This window comes from Pseudomonas sp. CFBP 8758 (genome assembly GCF_014841725.1).
Classification (GTDB): domain Bacteria; phylum Pseudomonadota; class Gammaproteobacteria; order Pseudomonadales; family Pseudomonadaceae; genus Aquipseudomonas; species Aquipseudomonas baltica.
The window spans coordinates 280,591-303,740 of sequence record NZ_JACYUK010000007.1 but is presented as its reverse complement, the minus strand read 5'-3'; the positions used below and the strand labels follow the sequence as shown (position 1 = coordinate 303,740).

General features: G+C 64.5%; 22 protein-coding genes. 11 read left to right on the top strand and 11 right to left on the bottom strand.

From position 1 onward, the window contains the following. Positions 1-26: 26 nt before the first annotated feature. From ruvX to gshB, 4 genes are all read right to left on the bottom strand, one after another. Entirely contained in the window at positions 27-467 is a 441-nt protein-coding gene (gene ruvX, locus IFT75_RS17330) for a Holliday junction resolvase RuvX (RefSeq protein WP_122714513.1), read from the bottom strand. After that, a complete protein-coding gene (locus IFT75_RS17325; RefSeq protein ID WP_192055863.1) occupies positions 467-1,036 on the bottom strand; it encodes a YqgE/AlgH family protein in 570 nt (189 codons plus the stop codon). The genes ruvX and IFT75_RS17325 overlap by 1 nt, the downstream gene beginning before the upstream one ends. A 61-nt stretch (positions 1,037-1,097) precedes the next feature. Then, the gene (locus IFT75_RS17320) at positions 1,098-2,003 is read right to left on the bottom strand and encodes an energy transducer TonB (protein WP_122480501.1); all 906 of its coding nucleotides are present in this window, start codon (positions 2,001-2,003) and stop codon (positions 1,098-1,100) included. An 89-nt stretch (positions 2,004-2,092) separates the two neighbouring features. After that, positions 2,093-3,046, bottom strand: a complete 954-nt coding sequence (gshB, locus tag IFT75_RS17315; RefSeq protein WP_192055861.1) for a glutathione synthase — start codon at positions 3,044-3,046, stop codon at positions 2,093-2,095. 192 nt (positions 3,047-3,238) lie between these two features. Between gshB and IFT75_RS17310 the strand changes: the two genes are divergently transcribed. The 7 genes from IFT75_RS17310 to IFT75_RS17280 all read left to right on the top strand — a co-directional run bounded on the left by IFT75_RS17310 (position 3,239) and on the right by IFT75_RS17280 (position 12,082). Then, positions 3,239-3,628, top strand: a complete 390-nt coding sequence (locus tag IFT75_RS17310) for a response regulator (protein WP_122714517.1) — start codon at positions 3,239-3,241, stop codon at positions 3,626-3,628. A 54-nt stretch (positions 3,629-3,682) separates the two neighbouring features. Continuing rightward, on the top strand, positions 3,683-4,048 hold the full coding sequence (gene pilH, locus IFT75_RS17305; protein WP_122480669.1) for a twitching motility response regulator PilH: 366 nt from the start codon (positions 3,683-3,685) through the stop codon (positions 4,046-4,048). A 9-nt stretch (positions 4,049-4,057) separates the two neighbouring features. Continuing rightward, positions 4,058-4,597 (top strand): chemotaxis protein CheW, encoded by a 540-nt coding sequence (locus tag IFT75_RS17300; protein WP_185794914.1) that lies wholly within the window; start codon positions 4,058-4,060, stop codon positions 4,595-4,597. A gap of 58 nt (positions 4,598-4,655) precedes the next feature. Next, positions 4,656-6,713 (top strand): methyl-accepting chemotaxis protein, encoded by a 2,058-nt coding sequence (locus tag IFT75_RS17295; RefSeq protein WP_192055859.1) that lies wholly within the window; start codon positions 4,656-4,658, stop codon positions 6,711-6,713. Between the two features lie 2 nt (positions 6,714-6,715). Continuing rightward, entirely contained in the window at positions 6,716-10,789 is a 4,074-nt protein-coding gene (locus tag IFT75_RS17290; protein ID WP_192055857.1) for a hybrid sensor histidine kinase/response regulator, read from the top strand. Then, complete coding sequence (locus IFT75_RS17285; RefSeq protein ID WP_122714520.1) at positions 10,782-11,237, top strand: chemotaxis protein CheW; 456 nt, start codon at positions 10,782-10,784, stop codon at positions 11,235-11,237. Before IFT75_RS17290 ends, IFT75_RS17285 begins: the two co-directional genes overlap by 8 nt. 86 nt (positions 11,238-11,323) lie before the next feature. Continuing rightward, positions 11,324-12,082, top strand: coding sequence for a substrate-binding periplasmic protein (locus IFT75_RS17280; protein WP_192055856.1), 759 nt, complete (start codon positions 11,324-11,326; stop codon positions 12,080-12,082). Between the two features lie 34 nt (positions 12,083-12,116). On the opposite strand, the gene IFT75_RS17275 is transcribed toward IFT75_RS17280, so the two are convergent. The 4 genes from IFT75_RS17275 to gpmI all read right to left on the bottom strand — a co-directional run bounded on the left by IFT75_RS17275 (position 12,117) and on the right by gpmI (position 17,093). Then, a complete protein-coding gene (locus IFT75_RS17275; RefSeq protein WP_192055854.1) occupies positions 12,117-12,872 on the bottom strand; it encodes a divergent polysaccharide deacetylase family protein in 756 nt (251 codons plus the stop codon). A gap of 1 nt (position 12,873) precedes the next feature. Beyond that, on the bottom strand, positions 12,874-14,199 hold the full coding sequence (locus IFT75_RS17270; protein WP_122480492.1) for a S41 family peptidase: 1,326 nt from the start codon (positions 14,197-14,199) through the stop codon (positions 12,874-12,876). A 62-nt stretch (positions 14,200-14,261) separates the two neighbouring features. Continuing rightward, positions 14,262-15,554, bottom strand: a complete 1,293-nt coding sequence (locus tag IFT75_RS17265; protein ID WP_192055853.1) for a murein hydrolase activator EnvC family protein — start codon at positions 15,552-15,554, stop codon at positions 14,262-14,264. A 3-nt stretch (positions 15,555-15,557) separates the two neighbouring features. Further along, complete coding sequence (gene gpmI, locus IFT75_RS17260) at positions 15,558-17,093, bottom strand: 2,3-bisphosphoglycerate-independent phosphoglycerate mutase (RefSeq protein WP_192055851.1); 1,536 nt, start codon at positions 17,091-17,093, stop codon at positions 15,558-15,560. Positions 17,094-17,310: 217 nt separating this feature from the next. Between gpmI and IFT75_RS17255 the strand changes: the two genes are divergently transcribed. From IFT75_RS17255 to secB, 3 genes are read left to right on the top strand one after another with little or no spacing between them, the layout of a single operon-like run. Further along, on the top strand, positions 17,311-17,724 hold the full coding sequence (locus IFT75_RS17255) for a rhodanese-like domain-containing protein (protein WP_122480489.1): 414 nt from the start codon (positions 17,311-17,313) through the stop codon (positions 17,722-17,724). Position 17,725: 1 nt separating this feature from the next. After that, positions 17,726-17,980 carry a glutaredoxin 3 gene (gene grxC / locus IFT75_RS17250; RefSeq protein WP_122480488.1) on the top strand — a complete coding sequence of 85 codons (255 nt, stop codon included), beginning with the start codon at positions 17,726-17,728 and terminating at the stop codon, positions 17,978-17,980. A 45-nt stretch (positions 17,981-18,025) separates the two neighbouring features. Then, positions 18,026-18,511 carry a protein-export chaperone SecB gene (gene secB / locus IFT75_RS17245; RefSeq protein WP_122480487.1) on the top strand — a complete coding sequence of 162 codons (486 nt, stop codon included), beginning with the start codon at positions 18,026-18,028 and terminating at the stop codon, positions 18,509-18,511. Between the two features lie 102 nt (positions 18,512-18,613). Here secB and trmL read toward each other — a convergent pair whose 3' ends face one another. Beyond that, complete coding sequence (trmL, locus tag IFT75_RS17240) at positions 18,614-19,069, bottom strand: tRNA (uridine(34)/cytosine(34)/5-carboxymethylaminomethyluridine(34)-2'-O)-methyltransferase TrmL (RefSeq protein ID WP_122480486.1); 456 nt, start codon at positions 19,067-19,069, stop codon at positions 18,614-18,616. Between trmL and IFT75_RS17235 the strand changes: the two genes are divergently transcribed. Further along, on the top strand, positions 19,068-19,508 hold the full coding sequence (locus tag IFT75_RS17235) for a hypothetical protein (RefSeq protein WP_192055849.1): 441 nt from the start codon (positions 19,068-19,070) through the stop codon (positions 19,506-19,508). The two genes, trmL and IFT75_RS17235, sit on opposite strands and share 2 nt — an antisense overlap. A gap of 856 nt (positions 19,509-20,364) precedes the next feature. On the opposite strand, the gene ntrC is transcribed toward IFT75_RS17235, so the two are convergent. Together ntrC and glnL are read right to left on the bottom strand one after the other, a co-directional pair. Next, a complete protein-coding gene (gene ntrC, locus IFT75_RS17230; RefSeq protein WP_122480484.1) occupies positions 20,365-21,801 on the bottom strand; it encodes a nitrogen regulation protein NR(I) in 1,437 nt (478 codons plus the stop codon). Next, complete coding sequence (glnL, locus tag IFT75_RS17225) at positions 21,798-22,883, bottom strand: nitrogen regulation protein NR(II) (protein ID WP_122480483.1); 1,086 nt, start codon at positions 22,881-22,883, stop codon at positions 21,798-21,800. The genes ntrC and glnL overlap by 4 nt, the downstream gene beginning before the upstream one ends. Positions 22,884-23,150: the final 267 nt, after the last annotated feature.

Sequence of the window (23,150 nt, the reverse complement as noted above, 5' to 3'; positions counted from 1 at the left end):
GGGCTGGGGTGCGGCGGCTGTCATCTTCAGGCGTTGTCACCCAGCGCGTTGGCCTCCAGCCAGCCCTGCAACAGCAGCTTGGCAGCGATGGCGTCGACCGGGTTGTCGCGGTAGCTGCCGCGCTGCCCGCCACGGGCCATGCGCTCGCCCTTGGCCTCGAAGGTGGTCAGCCGTTCATCGTGGGTGTGCACCGGGATGTTGAAGCGGCCGTTCAGGCGGCGGGCGAACTTTTCTGCCCGCTCGCTCATTTCGCTGGGGCTGCCGTCCATGTTCAGCGGCAGGCCGACGACGATGGCGTCCGGCTGCCATTCCTTGATCAGCGCTTCGACGCGGGTCCAGTCGGGCACGCCGTTCTGGGCCTTGAGGGTACACAGTTCACGGGCCTGGCCGGTGATCACCTGGCCGACCGCGAAGCCGATCTGCTTGGTGCCGTAATCCACGCCGAGCAGCAGTCTGGGTGCGCTCATCAGGCGTGGCCCGCCTGGCTGGTCAGCAGGCTGAGGTTGATGCCCAGGCGTGCCGCCGCCGCGCCGAGGCGCTGGTCGCTGTCGGTATTGAACAGGATATCGGCATCGAAAGGGCAGGTCAGCCAGGCATTGTCGGCCAGTTCGGCTTCCAGCTGACCGGCTTCCCAGCCGGCGTAGCCCAAGGTGATCAGGCTTTGCTCGGGACCGGTGCCATCGGCGATGGCGAACAGGATGTCCTGGGAGGTGGACAGCGAGACCTCGCCCAGCTCGACCGTGGCCTGGAACACCGGGCCGCTGGGGTGCAGAACGAAGCCGCGGTCGGTCTGCACCGGCCCGCCGTTGTAGATGGGCACCTGCTGGCAGGAAGCCGGTGGTTCGGTGTCCGGCCGCAACTGCTCGAGTATGTCGGCCAGGTTCAGGTCCTGCAGGCGGTTGACCACCAGGCCCATCGCGCCATTGGGCGTGTGCTCGACGATGTAGGTCAAGGTATGGGCAAAATTGGGGTCCGCCATGTGCGGCATGGCGATCAGGAACTGGTTCCTGAGGTAGCTCGTTTCGACGTTTTTCATGACTTGTAGTGTGGCGTCGGCCTGCCAGCCTGACAAGCTTGCAGGCGCAGTTTCATGTGTCTCAATTGCTCTGCAGGCGATCGCCCTTGGCGAAGCGCCAGGTACGGATGATCTCCAGGCGGTCGACGTCGGCCAGATCGCCGGTGAAAGGCGCGAACGGCGCGGCCAGGCGCACGATGCGCTGGGCCGCCTGATCGAGCAGCGGCTGGCCGGACGATTCGAGCACCAACACCTCGTAGAGCGAGCCGTCGCTGTTGATCGACACCATCAGCCGCAGGCTGCCGTAGATCTGCTGGCGGCGTGCCTCGTCGGGGTAATTGAGGTTGCCGATGCGTTCGACTTTCTTGCGCCAGTCATCCTTGTACCAGGCACCCTTGTCGCGCATGGTCGAGGCCGCGCTCAAACGGTGGATGCGCGGACGCTTGGCGTAGGCCTGCTGCTCGTGGGACAGCTCGGCTTCCAGGCTGGCGATCTCGCTGGACAGCTGCGAGCTGTCGAATTCCGGGGTAACGGCCTTTGGCTTGGGGTCGGGCTTGACCGGTGGCGGTCGTGCCTCGGTCTTCACCGGCCGGGGGGCCGTGGTGGCGATGGCCTTCTTCAGCGGTGCAGGCTCGGGCTGGGTGACCGGCTTGGGCGCAGGCGGTGGCGTCACCTTGTTGATCTTGCTGTCCTGGAAGGGCGCGACTTCAGTGGTCTTGGGCACGGCCTTCTTGTCCAGGGTGCCGCTGCCTTGCTGGTTGTCCTGGGCAAGAAAATCCGCATCCTTGGGCGCGGTCTGGCTCTTGAGCGGTGCCAGGGTCACTTCCAGGGTCTTGCTGATCTGGGTAGGCGGCTGCGTGCCGAAGCCCACGCCGACGATCAGGGCGACGTGCAGCAGCGCGGCGAGGAACAGGGTAAAACCCAGCCGATCCGCAGGGCGGGCGCCGATGCGGGTCAGTTCAGCAGGGAGGTCGGCGGGCAGCGTCATGAAGAATCCGGCAGGCGTGCAACCCGGGCGGCGATGCGCGCCCGGCAACTGAAAGGGCGTGCATCATAACCCGGAGCAGGGGCGTAGGGTCAGCGTGCCTTGAGCTTGCGATCGATGGCGTCCATCAATTGGCCGCCGATGTCGGTGCCGAATGCCGCGTCGATTTCGCGGATGCAGGTCGGGCTGGTGACGTTGATCTCGGTGAGGTGCTCGCCGATCACGTCCAGGCCGACGAACAACAGGCCCCGGGCGCGCAGCGACGGGGCGACCTGTTCGGCGATCCAGCGGTCCTTGTCGCTCAGCGGACGCGCTTCGCCACGCCCCCCGGCTGCCAGGTTGCCGCGAGTCTCGCCGCTGGCGGGAATACGCGCCAGGCAGTAGGGCACCGGCTCGCCGTCGATCATCAGGATGCGTTTGTCGCCGTCCTTGATCGCCGGCAGGTAGCGCTGCGCCATGATCTGCTGGGTACCCATGGCCGTCAGCGTTTCGAGTATGACCGACAGGTTCGGATCGCCCACCCGATGGCGGAAGATCGAGGTGCCGCCCATGCCGTCCAGCGGCTTGAGAATGACGTCGCCATGTTCGGTGGCGAACTCGCGCAGGATGTCGGCCCGACGGCTGACCAGCGTGGGCGGGGTCAGTTGCGGGAACAGCGTGGCGAACATCTTTTCATTGCAGTCGCGCAGGCTCTGCGGCTTGTTCACCACCAGTACGCCCGCGGCCTCGGCCTGTTCGAGCAGGTAGGTGCTGTAGACGAATTCGAGGTCGAAGGGTGGGTCCTTGCGCATCAGGATGACGTCGAGATCGGCCAGCGGCGCGTCGAATTCCGACTCGAACTCGAACCAGTGCTGCGGGTCGGCGAAGACCTTGAGCGGACGCATCCGCGCGCGGGCCTGGCCCTGGCCTTGATACAGGTCCTGGATTTCCATGTGGAACAGCGACCAACCGCGTGCCTGGGCTGCCAGCAGCATGGCCAGCGAGCTGTCCTTCTTGTAGGAGATGTTGGCGATCGGGTCCATGACAATGCCGAGGCGAACGCTCATGGGGTAGCTCCTGTACGCGGGACGTGCCGCTTGCGAATGGGTCTTGGAAAGTGGCGTCAGGGTGGCGCCGCATGGCCCGCAGGTCAAGGGGCAGCGGCCGATGGAACGCTGTTGGAGAGTGTGCTAAAAAGGCTCGGACTTCTTTATTGCCCGCGAAGGCGCCCGTCGGGGCAAGCGCACATCAGAGCCTCCATGAAAACGTCCGAAGCCTTCAAGATCATGGTGATCGACGACTCCAAGACGATTCGTCGCAGCGCCGAACTGTTGCTCGAACAGGCAGGCTGCCAAGTGATCACCGCACTCGATGGCTTCGATGCCCTGGCCAAGATCGTCGACGAACGTCCCGATATCATCTTCATTGATGTCATGATGCCGCGCCTGGATGGCTACCAGACCTGCGCGCTGCTCAAGAGCAACAGCGCCTTCAGCGCCATTCCGGTGGTGATGTTGTCGTCGCGCGATGGCCTGTTCGACAAGGCTCGCGGCCGCAGTGTCGGCTCGGATCAATTTTTGACCAAGCCCTTCAGCAAGCAAGAACTGCTCGCCGCGATCCGCACCCATGTGCCGGGTTTCGCCGCGTAGCGAACGTTGTCCAGCCCTGGCGCGTGCCAGGGCCTTTACCGCATGGGGAACAGCATGGCTCGAATCCTGATCGTCGATGATTCGCAGACGGAAACCTACAAACTCACCGGCATGCTGGAACGGCACGGTCATGAAGTGCTCAAGGCCCAGAACGGTGCCGATGGTGTGGCCCTGGCCCGCCAGGAGAAGCCCGACGCCGTCCTCATGGACATCGTCATGCCCGGCTTGAACGGCTTCCAGGCGACCCGCCAGTTGCACAAGGACGAAGAGACCGCGCACATTCCGGTGATCATGATCACCACCAAGGATCAGGAAACCGACAAGGTCTGGGGCACTCGCCAGGGGGCCAAGGGCTACCTGACCAAGCCGGTGGACGAGGACACCTTGATCCAGACGTTGAACACCGTCCTGGCCGGTTGACCCACGCCGATGCTGGAGTCACGCACCGCCTTCGACCTGCTGCTCGATATCGACCAGCGTTGTCGCCTGCTGGCCGCCGAGCTGCCCTCGCAGGAACTGCGCCTGCAGACCTGGAGCGGCATAGGTTTTCGTCTGGCCGGGCACTGGTACGTCGCGCCCATGGGCGAGGTCGCCGAAGTGCTGCCCGAGCCACGCAGCACGCGGCTGCCGGGGGTCAGGCCCTGGGTCGTGGGCGTGTCGAACCTGCGCGGGCGGCTTTTGCCGGTCATCGACCTGGGCGGATTCTTCGGCCATGGCCTGTCGCCGCAGCGCAAACAGCACCGGGTGCTGGTGGTGGACCGAGCGGACATCTTCGTCGGCCTGCTGGTGGACGAGGTCGCAGGTCTGCAGCATTTCAGCTCGGCCAACCACCAGGCATCATTGCCCGAAATGGCGCTGGCTGCCGCCGCGCCGTTCCTGCAGGGCCACTTCCTGCGTGAACACCCCTGGTGCGTGTTCAGCCCGGCCCGGCTGGTACAGGCCCCCGCTTTCCTGGATGTAGCACTCTGAGCATGCCTATGCGTATCCGTACTTCCCCCAGCAGACTCGCCCTACACGGGCCCACATCATGACCAAGCGCTGGCCAGGCAACTCTCTGTTGGGCTCCCGAGCCGGCGCGCAGATCATCGGCCTGTTCGTGGCGTTGGTGATCTTCATCGTTCTGCTGTTCGCCAATTTCACCTACCTCAACACCCAATCCACCTACGACAAGCAGTACATCGGCCATGCCGGCGAATTGCGCGTGCTGTCGCAGCGCATCGCCAAGAACGCCACCGAAGCGGCGGCTGGCAAGGCTGCAGCGTTCAAGTTGCTGGCCGATGCGCGCAACGATTTCGAGCGCCGCTGGGGTTTTCTCAAGGAGGGCGACAGCGCCACCGGGCTGCCTGCGGCCCCCGCGGCGATGCGCGAACAGATGCGCCTGGTGCAGCGCGACTGGGACGAGTTGCGCCACAATTCCGATGCGATCCTGGCCAGCGAGCAGACGGTGCTGTCGCTGCACCAGGTGGCTGCGACCCTGGCCGAAACCGTGCCGCAACTGCAGGTCGAGTACGACAAGGTCGTCGACACGCTGCTGCGCGGTGCCGCGCCTGCCAGCCAGGTCGCCGTGGCCCAGCGACAGTCGTTGCTCGCCGAGCGCATTCTGGGCGCCGTCAACACGGTGCTGTCCGGCGACGAAAGCGCGGCCCAGGCTGCGGAGAGCTTCGGCCGCGACGCCAACCGTTTCGGCCAGGTGCTGGGCGGCATGCTCGACGGCGATGCGCTGATCCGGGTGACCCAGGTACAAGATCCGGAGGCACGCGCGCGCTTGCGCGAGATCGCCGAGCTGTTCCAGTTCGTCTCGGGCAGCGTCGACGAGATCCTGGAAACCTCGCCCGAACTGTTTCAGGTGCGGGCCTCGGCCAGCAATATCTTCAATCAGTCGCAGACCCTTCTGGAAGAAGCCTCGCGCCTGGCCAGCGGCTTCGAGAACCTGGCCAGCGGGCGTTCCGCTGGTACCGTCGGTGGCTATGTGCTGGGCCTGGCGGCGCTGGCTTCGATCATTCTGATCGCCCTGGTGATGGTGCGCGAAACCAAACGGCAACTACGCCAGACCGCAGAGAAAAGCGAGCGCAACCAGGCGGCGATCATGCGCCTGCTCGATGAGATCGGTGGGTTGGCCGATGGCGACCTGACCGTGACCGCCTCGGTGACCGAGGAATTCACCGGTGCCATCGCCGATTCGATCAATCATTTCATCGACCAGTTGCGCGATCTGGTGGCCACCATCAACCTCACCGCCGAAGAGGTCGCTACGGCCGTGCAGGACACCCAGGCCACTGCTCACCAGTTGGCGCGGGCCTCGGGGCATCAGGCGCAGCAGATCAGTGACGCATCGGTGGCGATCAGCGACATGGCCCAGTCGATCGACCGGGTGTCGACGAACGCCTGGGAGTCGGCCAAGGTTGCGGATCGTTCGGTGACCATCGCCAACAAGGGCAGCGAGGTGGTGAACAACACCATCCAGGGCATGGACAACATTCGCGAGCAGATCCAGGACACCGCCAAGCGCCTCAAGCGGCTGGGCGAATCGTCCCAGGAAATCGGCCACATCGTCAGCCTGATCGACGACATTGCCGACCAGACCAGCATCCTTGCCCTGAACGCGGCTATCCAGGCCTCCATGGCTGGCGAGGCCGGGCGTGGCTTTGCCGTGGTCGCCGACGAAGTGCAACGCCTGGCCGAGCGCTCGTCATCGGCTACCCGGCAGATCGAGACGCTGGTGCGGGCGATCCAGGCCGACACCAACGAGGCAGTGATCTCCATGGAACAGACCACGTTCGAAGTGGTGCGCGGTGCGCGCCTGGCTCACGACGCCGGGATCGCCCTGGAAGAGATCGAGGGCGTGTCGCAGGATCTGGCCGAGCTGATCCAGGTGATTTCCAGCGCTGCCCAGCAGCAGACCAGTTCGGCAGGACAGATCTCGCACACCATGTCGGTGATCCAGCAGATCACCGAGCAGACCTCTTCAGGCTCCAGTGCAACGGCTGAAAGCATCGGCAATCTGGCGCAGATGGCCAGCGAGATGCGCCGTTCGGTGTCCGGTTTCACCTTGCCGGCGCCCAGTGCCGATGCAACTGCGGAGTGATCATGGCTGAACGGCACGAATACGTACTTCCCGCATTGTGCGAGGAGTTGCTCAAGGTCAAGGAGCAACTGGACCTGTTCGTGCGCGGTGGTCGCGAGTACACCCAGGAGTTGAACGGCCTGACGGCATCGTTGCGACAGATTGCCGATGCCCTGGCTGTGCTCGGTTTCGGCCAGCCGCGCAAGGTCGTCATCGACCAGTTGGCGGTGATCCAGAGCCTGGTGCAGGGGACCCGCGAGCCCAACGATGCCGTGTTGATGGACGTCGCCGGGGCACTGCTCTATGTCGAAGCCACGCTGGCTGGCATGGCGGGACCCAGCGATACGCCGGGGCGCGACGAGCAGCAGACGTCCAGCACCGACCTGGTGCAGATTCGCCAACTGGTGATGCGCGAAACCCGCTTCGGCCTGCAGGAGGCCAGGGACATACTGGCCGATTCCAGCGACGGCCGCTGGGACCGGCAACGGCTGCGCACCTTGGTGCCGCTGCTCACCCAGCTGCGCGGTGCGCTGGTCATGCTGCCGTTGCCCAGGGCCGCCGCGGTGCTGCAAGGCTGCAATGACGCCGTTCAAGCGCACCTGTTGGACGAGCCGACGGCATCGGTACCTGTGCCCCTGGAGCAGGTGACGGCTGCACTCGCGGCGGTCGAGCATTACCTGCAGCGCACCAGCGAAGCACCGCAGCTTGCCCATGAGGGCCTGCTGGCGGTGGCCGAGGCTGGCCTGGCAGCGGCTGCGCCAACAGACCCACACGGCGAGGCGCATGCCGCGACGGGCCCGGAGCCCGACCCCGTGGATACCCAATTGCTGGAGATCTTCCACAGCGAGGCCTTGAGCCACCTGAGCGCCGTGGAGCGATTTCTCGCCCTGGACGAGCAGGGCAACGACGTCGCCGTCACCGACGAATTGCAGCGTGCCCTGCACACGCTCAAGGGCAGCGCGCTGGTGGCCGGTGTCACGCCGCTGGCCGAACTGGCCACGGCCTTCGACGTCATGGCCCGCGAGCTGCGTGCCCACCGGCTGCCGTTCCAGGCCCGAACGCTGGGCCTGCTGGGCGATGCCCACTATCTGATGCGGCAGAAGCTGCTGCAATTGCCTGCGCAGCCGCTGACGCCCATTCCAGGTGCCGGCGAGCTGATCCGGCAGGTACAGGAACACACCACCGAACGCCTGCAGGGCGTACAGACGCTGGGCGATGCCCGGCAGGTCCAGGCGCCGCAACTGATCGAGCGGTTGCTCGACGAGGGCATGGATATCCTGCTCGATGCCGAGCGCTTGCTGCAGCGCTGGCAACAGACGCCGGCCAGCCGTGTGGAGTTGCCACGGCTGCTCGACCAGCTGACCCTGCTGGGCGAACAGGCGCAACTGACGGACGTGCAGGCGCTCGACGAGCTGTGCGAGGCGGTGCTCGATCTGTATGGCGCGGTCGAAGAAAGCAGCCTGAGTGTCAGCACGGATTTTTTCCAGCAGGCCGAACAGGCCCAGGAAGCCATGATCGGCATGCTCGATCAATTGGCGGCCGGGCAAGAGGTCAAGGCCCAGCCCACCCACGTGCGTGCCTTGCGGGCACTGTTGCAGGGTGCCCTGGCCCCGCACGCCATGGGTGTGGTGCAGCGCGAAGGCGGCGCGGTGATCGATCTTACCCTGCTTGGCAACGCCGCTGCGGCGGATGCCGAGGATGAAGGGTCATTCACCGAGGAATCCATCGAGCAGACCCAGCGGCGCTGGCTGAGCGAACCCGGCTACGAGGGGGCATCCCAGCCCCCGCCGCGTCCGGGTCCATCGGAGCCTGGAATCGAGCAGGTGGACGACGCCGACGGTGAATTGCTGGGTATCTTCATCGAAGAGGGATTGGACATCGTCGAGAGCGCAGGCGCGGCACTGGTGCGCTGGCAGGCCGAACCGGGCAACCATCTCGAAGCGGAAAACCTGCTGCGCGACCTGCACACGCTCAAGGGCGGCGCACGGATGGTGGAGATCGGTCCGCTGGGCGACCTGGCCCACGAGCTGGAATCGGTGTACGAACGCATTTCCCAGGGCCAGCTGCAGGCTTCCAGCCAACTGTTTGGCCTGCTCCACAAGGGTCACGACCGCCTGGCCCAGATGCTCGACGCGGTCCGCTCGCGGCAGGCGTTGCCAGCCGCCGGAAAGCTGATTGCCGCGATCGCCGAATTCGCCGCCGGCAGTGAGCCAGCCGGGCCCGCCGGGCCAGCTGCTTCGGCCAAGCCCGCCATTGCCGAACCGGTGGCCGCCGAACGCGGTCCCGTCGATGTGATCAAGGTCGGCGCCGAGCTGCTCGATGAATTGGGCAACCTGGCGGGGGAAACTGCAATCTTTCGCGGACGCATCGAGCAGCAGGTCAATGACGCCCAGGCGGCGCTGCAGGAAATGGAAACCACCATCGAGCGCATGCGCGATCAGCTGCGCCGCCTCGATACCGAAACTCAAGGCCGCATCCTCAGCCGTCAGCAGGTCGATGGGCAGGGTTACGAAGACTTCGACCCACTGGAAATGGACCGTCATTCACACCTGCAGCAGCTGTCGCGGGCCCTGTTCGAATCGGCCTCGGACCTGCTCGATCTGAAGGAAACCCTGGCCGGCCGCAACCTGGAAGCACAGACGTTGCTGCAGCAACAGGCGCGCGTCGACAGCCAATTGCAGGAGGGCTTGATGCGCACGCGCATGGTGCCGTTCGAGCGCCTGCTGCCGCGCCTGCAGCGTGTAGTGCGCCAGGTGGCCGAAGCGCTGGGCAAGGAGGTCGAGTTCGAAGTCAGCCAGGCCCAGGGCGAGATGGACCGCAGCGTGCTGGAACGCATGATCGCGCCGCTCGAACACATGCTGCGCAATGCCGTCGATCATGGCCTGGAGCCGATCGAGCAGCGCCTGGCTGCGGGCAAGCCGGCGGTGGGGCACATTCGTCTGGCCTTGCTGCACCAAGGCGGCGACATCGTCATCGAGATGAGTGACGACGGTGCCGGGGTGCCTCTGGAAGCAGTGCGCGCCAAGGCCATCAAGCGTGGTTTGCTGGATCCGCACAGCGACCTCAGCGACCACGACGTGCTGCAGTTCATCCTCCAGCCTGGCTTCTCCACCGCCACCAAGGTGACGCAGATCTCCGGCCGTGGCCTGGGCATGGACGTGGTCCACGAAGAGGTCAAGCAGCTGGGCGGCGCCATGAGTATCGACTCGCGGCCGGGGCAAGGTGCGCGGTTCCAGATTCGCCTGCCGTTCACCGTGTCGGTCAACCGCGCCCTGATGGTGCAGTGTGGCGAAGAGCAGTATGCGATTCCCCTGAACAGCATCGAGGGGATCGTGCGGGTCATGCCCGGCGAGCTGCACGATGCCTACCAGTCTGCCCCACCGCGCTACGGCTACGCCGGGCGGGTGTATGACCTGCGCTACCTGGGCACCCTGCTGCATGGCCTCGCCGTCCCCTCGCTGACTGCGCAGAGCCAACCGTTGCCCGTGCTGCTGGTGCGCGCGTTCGATCAGCAGGTGGCGGTGCAGGTCGATGCCTTGGCCGGCTCCCGCGAAATCGTGGTGAAAAGCCTGGGAAGCCAGTTCGCGGCCGTGCCGGGCCTGGGCGGCGCGACCATCCTGGGCGATGGCAGCGTGGTGCTGATCCTCGACCTGCTGGCTCAGCTGCGGGCCCGTCAGGGTGTGGCCGTGGCTCGCGCCGGTTATCAGCACGGTGCGCAGGTACGGCGCCTGCAAGTCCTGGTAGTCGACGACTCGGTGACCGTGCGCAAGGTCACCAGTCGCTTGCTCGAGCGTCACGGCATGCAGGTGCTGACCGCCAAGGACGGGGTCGACGCCATGGCGCTGTTGCAGGAACACAGCCCCGATATTCTCCTGCTGGACATCGAGATGCCGCGCATGGACGGTTTCGAGGTCGCCCGGCGCATCCGCCAGCATCCCACGCTCAAGGACCTGCCCATCATCATGATCACCTCACGTACGGGGCAAAAGCATCGCGAGCGGGCGATGGCCATTGGCGTCAACGAGTACCTGGGCAAGCCTTATCAGGAGAGCCAGTTGCTGGAATGCATCGAACGCTGGGGCCAGGTCCATGCTTGATCGGGCGATCGGCCGCCGCGACAGCCTTACCGCGCTGGTGCTGCCCCTGGCCGATCGAAGCCTGTTGCTGCCCAACGTGGCGGTGGCCGAGCTGATCGACTATCTGCCCGGTGAACCGGTGCTCGGCGCCGCGCGCTGGCACCTGGGAATGATCGAGTGGCGCAACCTGCGCCTGCCGCTGGTCAGCTTCGAAGCGGCCAGCGGCGGCGAAGCGGTGATCGGCGAGCGCGCCCGTATCGTCGTGCTCAATGCACTGGGTGAAACCTCGACGCGTTTCATTGCCGTACTGATCCAGCACGTGCCTCGCTCGTGCCGGGTCGACAGCCAGCTCAGCTACGTTGACGTGCCGCTCAAGCCGCTGGAAATGGCGGCGGTGCAGGTCGGCGAAACCGTAGCGCGGGTGCCGGACCTCACAGCCTTGGAAAACCTGCTGCACAGCGCGGTGTAGACACCTTGTCACGTAATCGTTGCAGGGCTTTACAGCCGTCGGCCTGACCGGCACTCTGGCGTTGCCTTTGCTGCAGGGACCTCGTAATGCTCGACCGCACTTTTCTCGCCTTTGCCTTCTGTGCTGCGCTGCTCAGTGGCAGCCCCGTGCGCGCCGAGGTCCCGGCAGGCTATTCGATGGTCTTGCTGACCGAAAACTTCCCACCCTACAACATGGCCAGCAACGACAAGAACTTCGCCCAGGAAGAGAACATCCGCGGCATCGCAGCGGAACTCGTGCGCGAAATGTTCCGCCGGGCGGACATCCCCTACAGCATGACCCTGCGGTTTCCCTGGGACCGTATCTACAAGCTGGCCCTGAGCAATGCCGGCTATGGGGTATTCGTCACCGCGCGCCTGCCCGAGCGCGAACAGGCCTTCAAATGGGTTGGCCCACTGGGTCCGGATGACTGGATCATGCTGGCCCGTGCGGACAGCCCGATCACCCTGGAGACCCTCGACCAGGCCCGACCCTACCGGATCGGCGCCTACAAGGGCGATGCCATTGCGCAGAGCCTTGCCGAGCGCGACATGCGCCCGATCGTCGCCCTGCGCGACCAGGACAACGCACGCAAGTTGCTGGATGGCCAGATCGACCTGTGGGCCACGGGCGATCCGGCTGGCCGCTATCTGGCACGTCTGGAAGGGATCAATGGGCTCAAGACCGTGCTGCGCTTCAACAGCGCCGAGCTGTTTCTGGCGCTGAACAAGGACACACCGCAGGCGGTGGTCGAGCGTCTGCAACGATCACTCGATGAGATGCGCCGCGACGGTTTCGTCGATCGGGTATTCGCCGACTATCTATGAGACACGGCACTCCATGAAACAGGGCAATGGCGAATCAGTGGTAGATCCCGCCCTTGCCATGGGCGGCCGTGGCGCGATTGCCGCGCTCGCCGATCATCTGCCGGACCGGTATCCACTCCACTCCCCTGGCCTTCAAGCGCGGTAGTTCGCGCTCCAGCACTTCCAGGGTCTGTGGATAGGGGTGTCCGATGATCACCACCGTGCCCTGTTTGTGTGCCAAGGCAATGGCTTTTTCGAGCTGGCCAGCGATGGCCTCGACGGTGCGCGTGTCATCCAGGAAGACGTCCCGGGAGAGGCTGGCCAGGCCGATGCCCTGGGCTTTGGCGGCGGCCACGGTGGCGGCGCTGGTGCGGCTGTCGACGAAGAACATGCCGTGCTGCTGCAGCTCGTTCATCAACAGGGCCATGGCCTCGGGCTGCGAGGTCATGCGGCTGCCCTCGTGGTTGTTCAGGCCGGCAGCATACGGCACGGCGCGCAGCGCGGCCTGCAGGCGAGCGAGCAGCTCACTGGCAGGCATGTCGGGTCGCCAGGCGAACGGGCCGGTCGCAGGATCCATGGGCATGTGCACCATCACGGTCTTGCCGGCCTTGTGCGCCTGGCGGGCAAAGTCTGCGGCATGGGGGGTATCCGGCATGATCGCCAAGGTGACCGGGCCGGGCAGGGCCAGGGTGCGGCTGTCCCGTGCCGGGGACTGGCCCAGGTCATCGATGATCAGGCTCAGGTACGCCGGCCCGGCGAAGCTCGGGCCGGCAAGCAGCAACAGCATGGCCAGCAACGAAATCCGGCGCATATCAGTTGCCGCGCGTCACGCTCAGGCCCTTGAGCAGGCTGAGCGCCTGGCTGATCTGGAAGTCGTCGTCCTGTGGCCGGGCCTTGCGGGCGCCGATCACCGGCTTGCCCGAAGGTCGATCGGCGCCGCCGTTGCCGTTGCCCAGGTGACCCTGCAGGTCGGCTTCCTTGAAGCTTTCGGTGTCGGCATCGCGGGTGACCTTGCCCTGACGTACCTCAACATCCGGGATGATGCCCTGGGCCTGGATCGAGCGGCCATTGGGCGTGTAGTACAACGCCGTGGTGATCTTCAGGGCGCGATCGTTGTTGAGCGGCAGCACGGTCTGCACCGAGCCCTTGCCGAAGCTGTCGGTGCCCATGAGGATGCCGCGCTTGTGGTCCTGCAGTGCGCCGGCGACGATTTCTGCCGCCGAGGCGCTGCCGCCGTTGATCAGCACCACCAAAGGCACCCGTTCGCTGGCATCGGCAGGGTCTGCCGAGAAGCGCAGTTCCGAGTTGGCGATGCGGCCCTTGGTGTAGACGATCAAGCCCTTGGTGAGGAAGTGGTCGGCCACCTCCACGGCGCTTTGCAGTACGCCGCCGGGGTTGTTGCGCAGGTCCAGAATCAGGCCCTTGAGCTTGCCGTTGTTGTCCTTGCGCAGCTTTGCCAGGGCCTTGCCGACTTCTTCGCCGGTTTTCACCTGGAACTGGGTGATGCGCAAATAGCCATAACCGTTTTCCAGCAACTGCGCCTTGACGCTCTTGACCTGGATAGTGGCGCGGGCCAGGGTCACGTCGAACGGCGTACCGCCGTCGCGCACCAGGGTCAGGGTGATTTTCTCGCCGAGCTTGCCGCGCATCAGATCGACGGCCTCGGTCATGCTCAGGCCCTGGGTGGGCTGGTTGTTGATCTTGACGATCAGGTCGCCGGCTTCGATGCCGGCCTTGGAGGCTGGCGTGTCGTCGATGGGCGATACCACCTTGATCATGCCGTTCTCGCTGCCCACCTCGATACCCAGGCCGCCGAACTCGCCACTGGTGCTTTCCTGCAGCTCCTGGAAGTCTTCGGGGCCCAGGTAGGCAGAGTGGGGGTCGAGGTTGCTGAGCATGCCCTTGATGGCATTCTCCAGCAGCGTCTTGTCATCCACAGGCTCGACATAGGCTGCCTTGATGCGGTCCATCACCTCGGCGAAGGTCCGCAGCTCGTCCAGCGGCAACGGTGCGGCGGCCGGAGCCGTGCCGACCGACCGGGCAGGCTGGGGAGCCAGATCGGCGGCGATCACTGCCGGGGCAGCACAGGCCACGGCGATCGTCAGGGCCAGCGAGGTAAGGCGGGACAGATGCGGCATGTCTAACAGACTCCTGATACGGGTTCGCGCCTTTGAGGGCTGCTTTTGAACGACTGCGCCAGTCAGCCTCGACACCATTGCGAGGGGTCGGTCGGCTTGCCTTGCTGGCGTATTGCAAAATACAGCGCTGGCGTGCTTTGCCCGCCGCTGGTACCTACGGTGGCGATGGCATCACCAGGCTTGACCACGTCACCGGCCGATTTGAGCAGGGTCTGGTTGTGCCCGTACAGGGTGAGGTAGCCATTGCCATGGTCGAGAATGACCAGAAGCCCGGCGCCGCGCAACCAGTCGGCGAACACCACGCGGCCACCGTGCACCGCATGCACCTGGCTGCCGGCCGATGCGCTGATCATGACCCCGTCCCATTTGGTGCGGACATCGTCGCCGCGGGTTTCCCCGAAACGTGCCAACAGTCGACCATCGACAGGCCATGGAAGTTTTCCCCGCGCCGAAGCAAATGCACCACCGAAGCTTTCGCCGCTGCTCGACACCTGCGGGCCACTCGGTGCGCGAGGGGCCTGTAGTGCGGGTGCTGGCGCTTCTCGGGTGGCGGCCGCCTGCGCTTCGCGCTGGCGACGTTTTTCAGCCTCCTGGGCGGCCAGCAGGGCCTTCTGCCGCGCTTCCTCGGCTTCGCGAGCCTGGCGTGCCAGGGTTTCCTCGATGGTCTTGAGCACCTTGGCCAGGTCTTCCTGGTCCTGCTGACGCGTCTGCAGCTTCTGATCGCCTTGCTTGTACTGATCGTTGAGCTTGGCCAGGGCGACCTGACGCTCCTTGCGCACCTTGTCGAGGTCTTCGCGCTGGCTGTCCAGATTGCCTTGCTGCACCAGCAACTGCGCCTGCTGCAGATTGATGTCCTTTTCCACACCCGCCAGCTTGTGCAAGGTCTGGTTGAAGTTCTTCAACTGTTCCAGGCGCGCCTGGCTCAGATAATCGTAATAAGTCAGGGTGCGGGCGAACTTCTCCGGATTCTGCTGATTGAGCAGCAGTTTCAGGTATTCCTGGCGCCCGCTCTGATAGGCCGCGCGGGCCTGGATGGCAATGAGACGTTGCTGTTCGACCCGGGCGGCCTGGAGCTTGGCTTTCTCGCCTTGCAGACGCTCCAGTTCGCCCTCAGTCTTTTTTAGTTCTTTCTGCAGGGCCTCCACCTGCTTTTCCAGCTTGCCCATCTCGGTTTCGGTGGTGCGCAGCTCTTTCTGCACCCCGGAGCGTTCCGCCTGCAGCTTGCCAAGGGTTTTCTGCAGCTCGGCGATGTCCTTGCGGGTGGCGTCGATCTGCTGCTGGGTTTGCGCGCGCTCGTCGGCGAAGGCCGGGCCGAGCAGGCATGTCAGGGTCAGGAACATCAGGGCGCGGAGCATGGGTCAGCCTTGTACCAGGATCGAGGTGCCGGTCATCTCTTCGGGCTTGGGCAGGCCCATGAGCCAGAGCATGGTGGGCGCCACGTCGGCCAACACGCCGCCGGCGCGTACCTTGACGTCACGCTGGCCGACGTAGATGAACGGCACCGGCTCGGTGGTGTGCGCGGTATGCGCCTGGCCGGTGCAGACGTCCTCCATCTGCTCGCAGTTACCGTGGTCGGCGGTGATCAACGCTTCGCCGCCGACCTTGTCGAGTGCCGCAGTGATGCGACCCACGCACGTGTCCAGGCACTCGACCGCCTTGATCGCTGCAGCCATGATGCCGCTGTGGCCGACCATGTCGCCGTTGGCGTAGTTGACCACGATGACGTCATAGCGCTGCTGCTCGATGGCTTCGACGATGCGGTCGGTCACTTCCGGCGCGCTCATCTCGGGCTGCAGGTCGTAGGTCGCCACCTTGGGCGAGGGCACCAGGATGCGTTCTTCGCCAGGGAACTCTTCTTCACGGCCACCGGAGAAGAAGAACGTCACGTGGGCGTACTTTTCGGTTTCGGCGATGCGCAGCTGGGTCTTGCCGTTCTTGGCCAGGTATTCGCCCAGCACGTTGGTCAGGCCGGTGGCAGCAAAGGCCGCCGGTGCCGGGATCTTTGCCGAATACTGGGTCAGGCCCACGTAGCCGGCCAGTTTGGGCTGGCGATTGCGCGGGAAATCGTGGAAATCGTCTTCGACGAATACGCGGCTGAGCTCGCGCGCACGGTCGGCGCGGAAATTCATGAAGATCATGGCATCGCCATCTTCGACGCGAACCGGCTCGCCGACCGTGGTGGCCTTGACGAATTCGTCGCTCTCGCCGCGCTCGTAGGCGGCCTGCAGGCCTTGCACGGCGGTGGCCGCGTGGAATTCGGAGGCAGCATCGACGATCAGGTTGTAGGCCGCGCTGACGCGCTCCCAGCGGTTGTCGCGATCCATGGCGAAGTAGCGGCCGATCAGGCTGGCGGTGCGCCCACGGCCAAGGCGGGCGAACGTGGCATCCATCAGTTCCAGCGAGGCCTGGGCGCTCTTGGGCGGAGTGTCGCGGCCGTCGAGGAAGGCGTGCAGGTAGATCTTCTGAGCACCGCGCCCGGCGGCCAGTTCGGCCATGGCCACCAGGTGATCCTGGTGGCTGTGCACGCCACCGTCCGACAGCAGGCCCATGAAGTGCACCGCCTTGCCGGCGGCCACGGCCTTGTCCACGGCTGCACAGATAGTGGGGTTGGTGAAGAACTCGCCGTCGCGGATGGCCTTGGTCACGCGAGTGAAATCCTGGTACACCACACGCCCGGCCCCCAGGTTCATGTGGCCGACTTCCGAATTGCCCATCTGCCCGTCGGGCAGCCCGACATCCATGCCCGACCCCGAGATCAAGCCATTGGGCTGGCGTGCCATGAGGGCATCGAGCACCGGCTTGCGAGCCGAATAGACCGCGTTGTACTCGTGGTTTTCACTGTGACCGAAACCATCGAGGATGATCAGGACCAAGGGTTTGGGCGTGGCTGTCATGGATCCCACTCGCTATGTCAGAAGAGCATTCAGGAGAAGCCCGGCATTTTAGGGCATTGCGGGCCTGCGTGACGAATCATGGCGGTTTATTTCACCGCGGGTGCAAGAACAACAAGCACAGACCCGCAATCAGGCCGAGCGGTTCCGTCCGGCGGGCTTTGGCCGGACTTGGCGGCTGTGTATACTGGCCGACATTTTAACGCCCTGGAACCCGCTGATGGTCGCTCACCTGATTGAATTCGCCACAAATCACTATCTGCTCGTGACCGCGTTCGTGGTCCTGCTGGTCATGCTGATCATGCTGGAAATGAGCAAGGGCGCCAAAAGCCTCAGCCCCCGCGAGCTGACTGCGCTGGTCAACAGCGACCAAGGCGTGGTCGTGGATATCCGCAACAAGAAGGACTACGCCGCGGGCCACATCGTCGGCGCGCTGAGCATTCCCCAGGACAAGCTGGCCAGCCGCGTCGGCGAGCTGGAAAAATACAAGGGCAAGACCCTGATCGTGGTCGATGCCATCGGCCAGCACGCCGGCACTGCCTGCGCCGAGCTGGTCAAGGCCGGCCACACCGCCGCCAAGCTGGCCGGTGGCGTCTCGAGCTGGCGCGCCGACAACCTGCCTGTGGTGAAGTGACATGAAGCCGATCCTCGTCTACTCCAGCGACTATTGCCCCTACTGCTCGCGCGCCAAGTACCTGCTGGAAAGCAAGAAGGCGCCGTTCACCGAGATCAAGGTCGACGGCAAGCCCGAGCTGCGCCGCGAGATGGCCGCCAAGGCTGGCCGTACGTCGGTGCCCCAGATCTGGATCGGCGAGTTGCACGTCGGCGGCTGCGACGACCTGTTCGCCCTCGAGCGCGCCGGCAAGCTGGACGCGTTGCTGGGGGCCTGATCGGTCCCCTTACCCCCACACCTCTGAAGATCACAAGGATCTGCGATGACCGACCAAGCGAACAATGGCGCTGCTGCCGCCGAAAACGAACCGCAGTTCTCGCTGCAGCGTATCTACGTGCGTGACCTGTCGTTCGAGGCGCCGAAAAGCCCGGCGATCTTCCGCCAGCAGTGGGAACCCAGCGTTTCCCTGGACCTGAACACTCGTCAGAAAGGCCTGGAAGGGGACTTCCACGAGGTCGTGCTGACCCTGTCGGTCACGGTCAAGAACGGTGAAGAAGTCGCGTTCATCGCCGAAGTGCAACAGGCCGGCATCTTCCTGATCAAGGGCCTGGACGAGGGCTCGATGAGCCACACCCTGGGTGCGTTCTGCCCCAACATCCTGTTCCCGTATGCCCGCGAGACCCTGGACAGCCTGGTGACCCGCGGCTCGTTCCCGGCGCTGATGCTGGCTCCGGTGAACTTCGACATGCTCTATGCCCAGGAACTGCAGCGCATGCAGGAATCGGGCGAAGCGCCTGCGCCTCAGTAAGCGTTGGCTTGCAGTGAACAAAAAGCGCCTTTCGGGGCGCTTTTTCGTAGGTGCGTGGTGCCCATTTCGCGAGCCCTCTGCCCGCGAAGAGGCCCTCAAGCCTTACTCGAACCCCAGCTGCCGCCAAGCCTCATACACCGCCACGGCCACCGTGTTCGACAGGTTCAAACTGCGGCAGCCTTCGCGCATCGGCAGGCGCAGCTTGTGCTGGCTGTCCAGCGCGTCCAGCACCTCGGCCGGCAGCCCACGGCTTTCCGGGCCGAACAGGAACGCGTCGCCCTTCTGGAAGCTGGCATCATGAAAAGGTCGCGAGCCCTTCGTGGTGAAGGCGAAAACCCGTGGCTGCCCCAGGCTTTCCAGGCAACTGGCCAGGTCGGCGTGGCGCTGCAGGGTGGCGTACTCATGGTAATCGAGGCCGGCGCGGCGCAGGCGCTTGTCGTCCAGCTCGAAGCCGATCGGCTCGATGAGGTGCAAGGCGCAGCCGCTGTTGGCGCACAGCCTGATAATGTTGCCCGTATTGGGCGGAATCTCTGGTTGAAAAAGGATCACGTGAAACATGCGCGGCACCGAACTGAAGGACGGGCAGCATTCTACTCCTGATCCGAGCGAGCGTTCGCAACTGTGGCCACGGGTTTTGGGCTCGCTGGCGATCATTGGCTTGCTGGTCGGACTGATGATCGGCCGCCTGGCCAATCCCGAGCCTGCCCGCTTGGACAACATCGAAGTGCACCGCGACCAGTTGGTGCTGTGGTTCAACGATGAGCCGCGGTTGCATGGCGAGGTGGTGGAAGGAACGGTGGCGATGCTGTTCGACGCCACCGGCGCTCCGGCCAGCGGGCGCTTGCTGGTGAATGGAAAACCAGTGACCTGGCGCATTCAGCGCAGTGATGAGGGGTTGTTGCTGACGGCGGTGGCAGCGCGTCCGTTGCAGGTGCAATGGCGCGCGGTGCAGCTCGATGGACGCTGGCAAACCACCGTCGAGCTGCGCGAGCAATAAAAGAGGGGACCCCGGCCTGCCTGTACCGGGGCCCCCCAAGCGGGGCTGAAATACCCGGCCTTGCAGCCGGGCGTTTCGATGTAAAGAAGGGGAGTCCCGGCCTGCCTGTACCAAGGTCCCCAAAACAGTTGTGCGGTATTCCAGCCTTGGCTGGAGTCGCGGTGTAAAGAGGGAATCCCCGGCCTGCCTGTACCGAGTTTCCCGAAACTGGGTAATGGTTAGTACATTGCAGCGTGCGTGCCAGTTTTGTTGCAGAAGCTTTCTGAACGCCAAAAACGTTTTGTCTTGGAATCTATCTGATTGGAATCTAAGGGAAAATTATTTTTATCGGATAACAGTCTTTTAGCTCATTGAAACGGACGAGGTTTTATCCGAGCAATAAGCGATGTTCGCCAGCGCATCGTGTGGGTGCACTGCACAAGGCGAATGCACAAAAGCGGAGAGTTTCTTCAAACCCCCTGTAGCAGCGGCGCAAGCCGCGTCGGCGGTACGTGCGGTGCATCAGACCCAGCTCGGTGAGGCCGGACGCGGCTGGCGCCGCTGCTACAGGGATCGGGTATGCCGTAGGGGTGTGTGCTGGGCATCTGACGCACCCCTGTAGCAGCGGCGCAAGCCGCGTCGGCGGTATGTGCGGTGCATCTGCCCCAACGCGGTAAGGCCGGACGCGGCTGGCGCCGCTGCTACAGAGATCGGGTATGCCGTGGGGGTGTGTGCTGGGCATCTGACGTACCGCTGTAGCAGCGGCGCAAGCCGCGTCGGCGGTATGTGCGGTGCGTCTGCCCCAACGCGGTGAGGCCGGACGCGGCTTGCGCCGCTGCTACAGGGATCGCATATGCCGATGGCGGTGTGCGGGACGTCAGGCTTCTTCGACCTCGTCCTCGTCGGCGCCGTCGACCTTCATGCCCAGCTCCTTGATCTTGCGCGTCAGGGTATTGCGACCCCAGCCCAGCAGCACGGCCGCGTCACGACGACGCCCGGCGGTGTGCTTCAGGGCGGTCTCGATCATGATCCGCTCGAAGCTGGGCACGGCGCTGTCGAGCAGGCTCGATTGCCCGCGTGCCAAGGCCTGGTCGGCCCATTGGCGCAACGCCTGCTCCCAGTTGGTCACCGGTGCCGCGTCCTGCGGCAGGCTCAGCAGCTCGGGCGGCAAGTCGCCAGTGTGCACTTCGCGACCCGAGGCCATCACCGTGATCCAGCGGCAGGTGTTCTCCAGCTGACGCACGTTGCCAGGCCACGGCAAGTTCTTCAGGTAGTCCTCGGTCTCGCTCTTGAGCAGCTTGGGCTCGACCGCCAGTTCCTGGGCCGCGCGGCTGAGAAAGTGTCGGGCCAGGGTCGGGATGTCTTCGCGACGGTCCGACAGACGCGGAATGTGGATGCGAATCACATTGAGGCGATGGAACAAGTCCTCGCGGAACTTGCCGGCGTGCACCAGGGTTTCCAGATTCTGGTGGGTGGCGGCAATGATGCGCACGTCGACCTTGACCGGTATGTGCCCACCGACGCGGTAGAACTCGCCATCGGCCAGCACGCGCAGCAGGCGCGTCTGGGTGTCGGCCGGCATGTCGCCGATTTCGTCGAGGAACAGTGTGCCGCCGTCGGCCTGTTCGAAGCGGCCTCGGCGCAGGTTGGCAGCGCCGGTGAAGGCGCCTTTTTCATGGCCGAACAGCTCCGACTCCATCAGGTCCTTGGGAATCGCCGCCATGTTCAGCGCAATGAACGGCGACGCGGCCCGCGGGCTGTGCCGATGCAGGGCGTGGGCGACCAGCTCCTTGCCGGTGCCCGACTCGCCATTGATCAACACGGTGATGTTGGAGTGGCTGAGGCGGCCGATGGCGCGGAAGACTTCCTGCATGGCCGGCGCTTCGCCGATGATCTCGGGCGTGCGGGTAAGAGCCGGTACTTCGGTCAGGCCTTGCTGTTCCTGGGCGTGCTGGTTGGCACGCTTGACCAGCGACACTGCCTCGTCGACGTCGAACGGCTTGGGCAGGTACTCGAACGCGCCGCCCTGGTAGGAAGCGACCGCGCTGTCCAGGTCCGAGTGCGCGGTCATGATGATCACCGGCAGGCGCGGATGCTGTTCGCGAATGCGCGCCAACAGGTCCAGGCCGCTGGCGCCGGGCATGCGGATGTCGGAGATGATCACGTCGGGCTGCTGGCGTGCCAGTCGGCTCATGACACCATCGGCGCTGTCGAAGCTCTGGGTGGTCATGCCTTCTTGCTGCAGGGCCTTTTCCAGTACCCAGCGGATGGAACGGTCGTCATCGACGATCCAGACAGTTTCACTACGGCTCATGACGAAGCGGCTCCTTGTTCCAGCGGCAGGAAGATCGAAAAGGTGGTGTGGCCGGGGTGGCTTTCACACTCGATCAAGCCCTGGTGCTGACTGATGATGTTCTGGGTAATGGCCAACCCCAGGCCGGTACCGTCGGGACGGCCACTGACCATGGGGTAGAAGATGGTTTCCTGCAGTTGCGCAGGAATGCCCGGACCGTTGTCGGTGATCTCGATCTTGCTGACCAGGCGATGCCGCACATGGCCGATGGTGAACTGGCGCATGGCGCGGGTGCGCAGGCTGATGCGTCCCAGGCGTAGCTCGTTCTGGCCGCTGATGGCCTGCATGGCATTGCGCACGATATTGAGCACGGCCTGGATCATCTGCTCGCGGTCGATCAATACATCCGGAATGCTCGGGTCGTAGTCGCGCACCAGAGTGATGCAGCCCTGGCTTTCGGCCTCGACCAGATTGGCCACGCGCTCCAGCACCTCGTGGATATTGGTCATGGCCAGCAAAGGCAGCTTGTTCGAACCGAGCATGCGGTCGACCAGATTACGCAGGCGGTCGGCTTCCTCGATGATGACGTTGGTGTAGTCCTTGAGGCTTTCCTCGGGCAGCTCGCGCGCCAGCAATTGAGCCGCGCCACGGATGCCACCCAGCGGATTCTTGATCTCGTGGGCCAGGCCGCGCACCAGCATCTTGGTGGTCTCCTGCTTGGACAGCTGGGCCTCTTCCTTGGTGATGCGCAGCAGACGGTCACGCGGATGCACTTCGAGCAGCAGCCAGGTGGCGCCGTTGCTGAGGATCGGCGTCACCGCGTAGTCGACCGTCAGCGTCTGCCCGGCCAGCGCGGTCAGCATCGCTTCGCGCTTGGTGAAGGGGTGAGCCTGTTCGACTGCCTGGCGCAGGGAGTTGAGGGCTTCGGTGGATTCGGTGAACAACTCGCTGATGAACTGACCATGGCTGCGTTGGCCACTGATCGCCAGCAGCATCTCGGCTGCGGGGTTCATGTACTCAAGGCGCAGGTCGGCATTGAGCAGAATGGTGGCAGTGGTGAGGTTGTCGAGTAACAGTCGGTGCAGGGCATCGCTGATGGTCATGGGGACAGGTGACCTCTTTTGGCACAGGGCGCCCGTGGCAGCGCCCGGGTTCGCGCGCGAAACAAACTCGCTGGTGCAGGGAAAATGCAAGAACCAAACCAAGGCTCCGAAAAGAAGCGCGGATCCTGCAAATGGGTACCATTAGTGCTTCGCAGCAGGGGATCGTCGGTCTGTGAAATGCCATGGCGACCCAAAATGGCACGGCATGCCTGGCAATGACCAGCATAGCGCACCAAAAAAGTGCGGGCAGGGATATATCGTTTTCGG

Bases quoted from the DNA above. Each gene is read 5' to 3' on its own strand.
- secB (WP_122480487.1), top strand. From the start codon at position 18,026: ATGACCGACCAAGCGAACAATGGCGCTGCTGCCGCCGAAAACGAACCG.
- ntrC (WP_122480484.1), bottom strand. From the start codon at position 21,801: ATGAGCCGTAGTGAAACTGTCTGGATCGTCGATGACGACCGTTCCATC.
- gshB (WP_192055861.1), bottom strand. From the start codon at position 3,046: ATGAGCGTTCGCCTCGGCATTGTCATGGACCCGATCGCCAACATCTCC.
- IFT75_RS17265 (WP_192055853.1), bottom strand. From the start codon at position 15,554: ATGCTCCGCGCCCTGATGTTCCTGACCCTGACATGCCTGCTCGGCCCG.
- glnL (WP_122480483.1), bottom strand. From the start codon at position 22,883: ATGACCATCAGCGATGCCCTGCACCGACTGTTACTCGACAACCTCACC.
- IFT75_RS17280 (WP_192055856.1), top strand. From the start codon at position 11,324: ATGCTCGACCGCACTTTTCTCGCCTTTGCCTTCTGTGCTGCGCTGCTC.
- IFT75_RS17290 (WP_192055857.1), top strand. From the start codon at position 6,716: ATGGCTGAACGGCACGAATACGTACTTCCCGCATTGTGCGAGGAGTTG.
- IFT75_RS17325 (WP_192055863.1), bottom strand. From the start codon at position 1,036: ATGAAAAACGTCGAAACGAGCTACCTCAGGAACCAGTTCCTGATCGCC.
- IFT75_RS17300 (WP_185794914.1), top strand. From the start codon at position 4,058: ATGCTGGAGTCACGCACCGCCTTCGACCTGCTGCTCGATATCGACCAG.
- IFT75_RS17310 (WP_122714517.1), top strand. From the start codon at position 3,239: ATGAAAACGTCCGAAGCCTTCAAGATCATGGTGATCGACGACTCCAAG.
- IFT75_RS17255 (WP_122480489.1), top strand. From the start codon at position 17,311: ATGGTCGCTCACCTGATTGAATTCGCCACAAATCACTATCTGCTCGTG.
- IFT75_RS17295 (WP_192055859.1), top strand. From the start codon at position 4,656: ATGACCAAGCGCTGGCCAGGCAACTCTCTGTTGGGCTCCCGAGCCGGC.
- gpmI (WP_192055851.1), bottom strand. From the start codon at position 17,093: ATGACAGCCACGCCCAAACCCTTGGTCCTGATCATCCTCGATGGTTTC.
- trmL (WP_122480486.1), bottom strand. From the start codon at position 19,069: ATGTTTCACGTGATCCTTTTTCAACCAGAGATTCCGCCCAATACGGGC.
- IFT75_RS17275 (WP_192055854.1), bottom strand. From the start codon at position 12,872: ATGCGCCGGATTTCGTTGCTGGCCATGCTGTTGCTGCTTGCCGGCCCG.
- grxC (WP_122480488.1), top strand. From the start codon at position 17,726: ATGAAGCCGATCCTCGTCTACTCCAGCGACTATTGCCCCTACTGCTCG.
- ruvX (WP_122714513.1), bottom strand. From the start codon at position 467: ATGAGCGCACCCAGACTGCTGCTCGGCGTGGATTACGGCACCAAGCAG.
- IFT75_RS17320 (WP_122480501.1), bottom strand. From the start codon at position 2,003: ATGACGCTGCCCGCCGACCTCCCTGCTGAACTGACCCGCATCGGCGCC.
- IFT75_RS17235 (WP_192055849.1), top strand. From the start codon at position 19,068: ATGCGCGGCACCGAACTGAAGGACGGGCAGCATTCTACTCCTGATCCG.
- IFT75_RS17270 (WP_122480492.1), bottom strand. From the start codon at position 14,199: ATGCCGCATCTGTCCCGCCTTACCTCGCTGGCCCTGACGATCGCCGTG.
- pilH (WP_122480669.1), top strand. From the start codon at position 3,683: ATGGCTCGAATCCTGATCGTCGATGATTCGCAGACGGAAACCTACAAA.
- IFT75_RS17285 (WP_122714520.1), top strand. From the start codon at position 10,782: ATGCTTGATCGGGCGATCGGCCGCCGCGACAGCCTTACCGCGCTGGTG.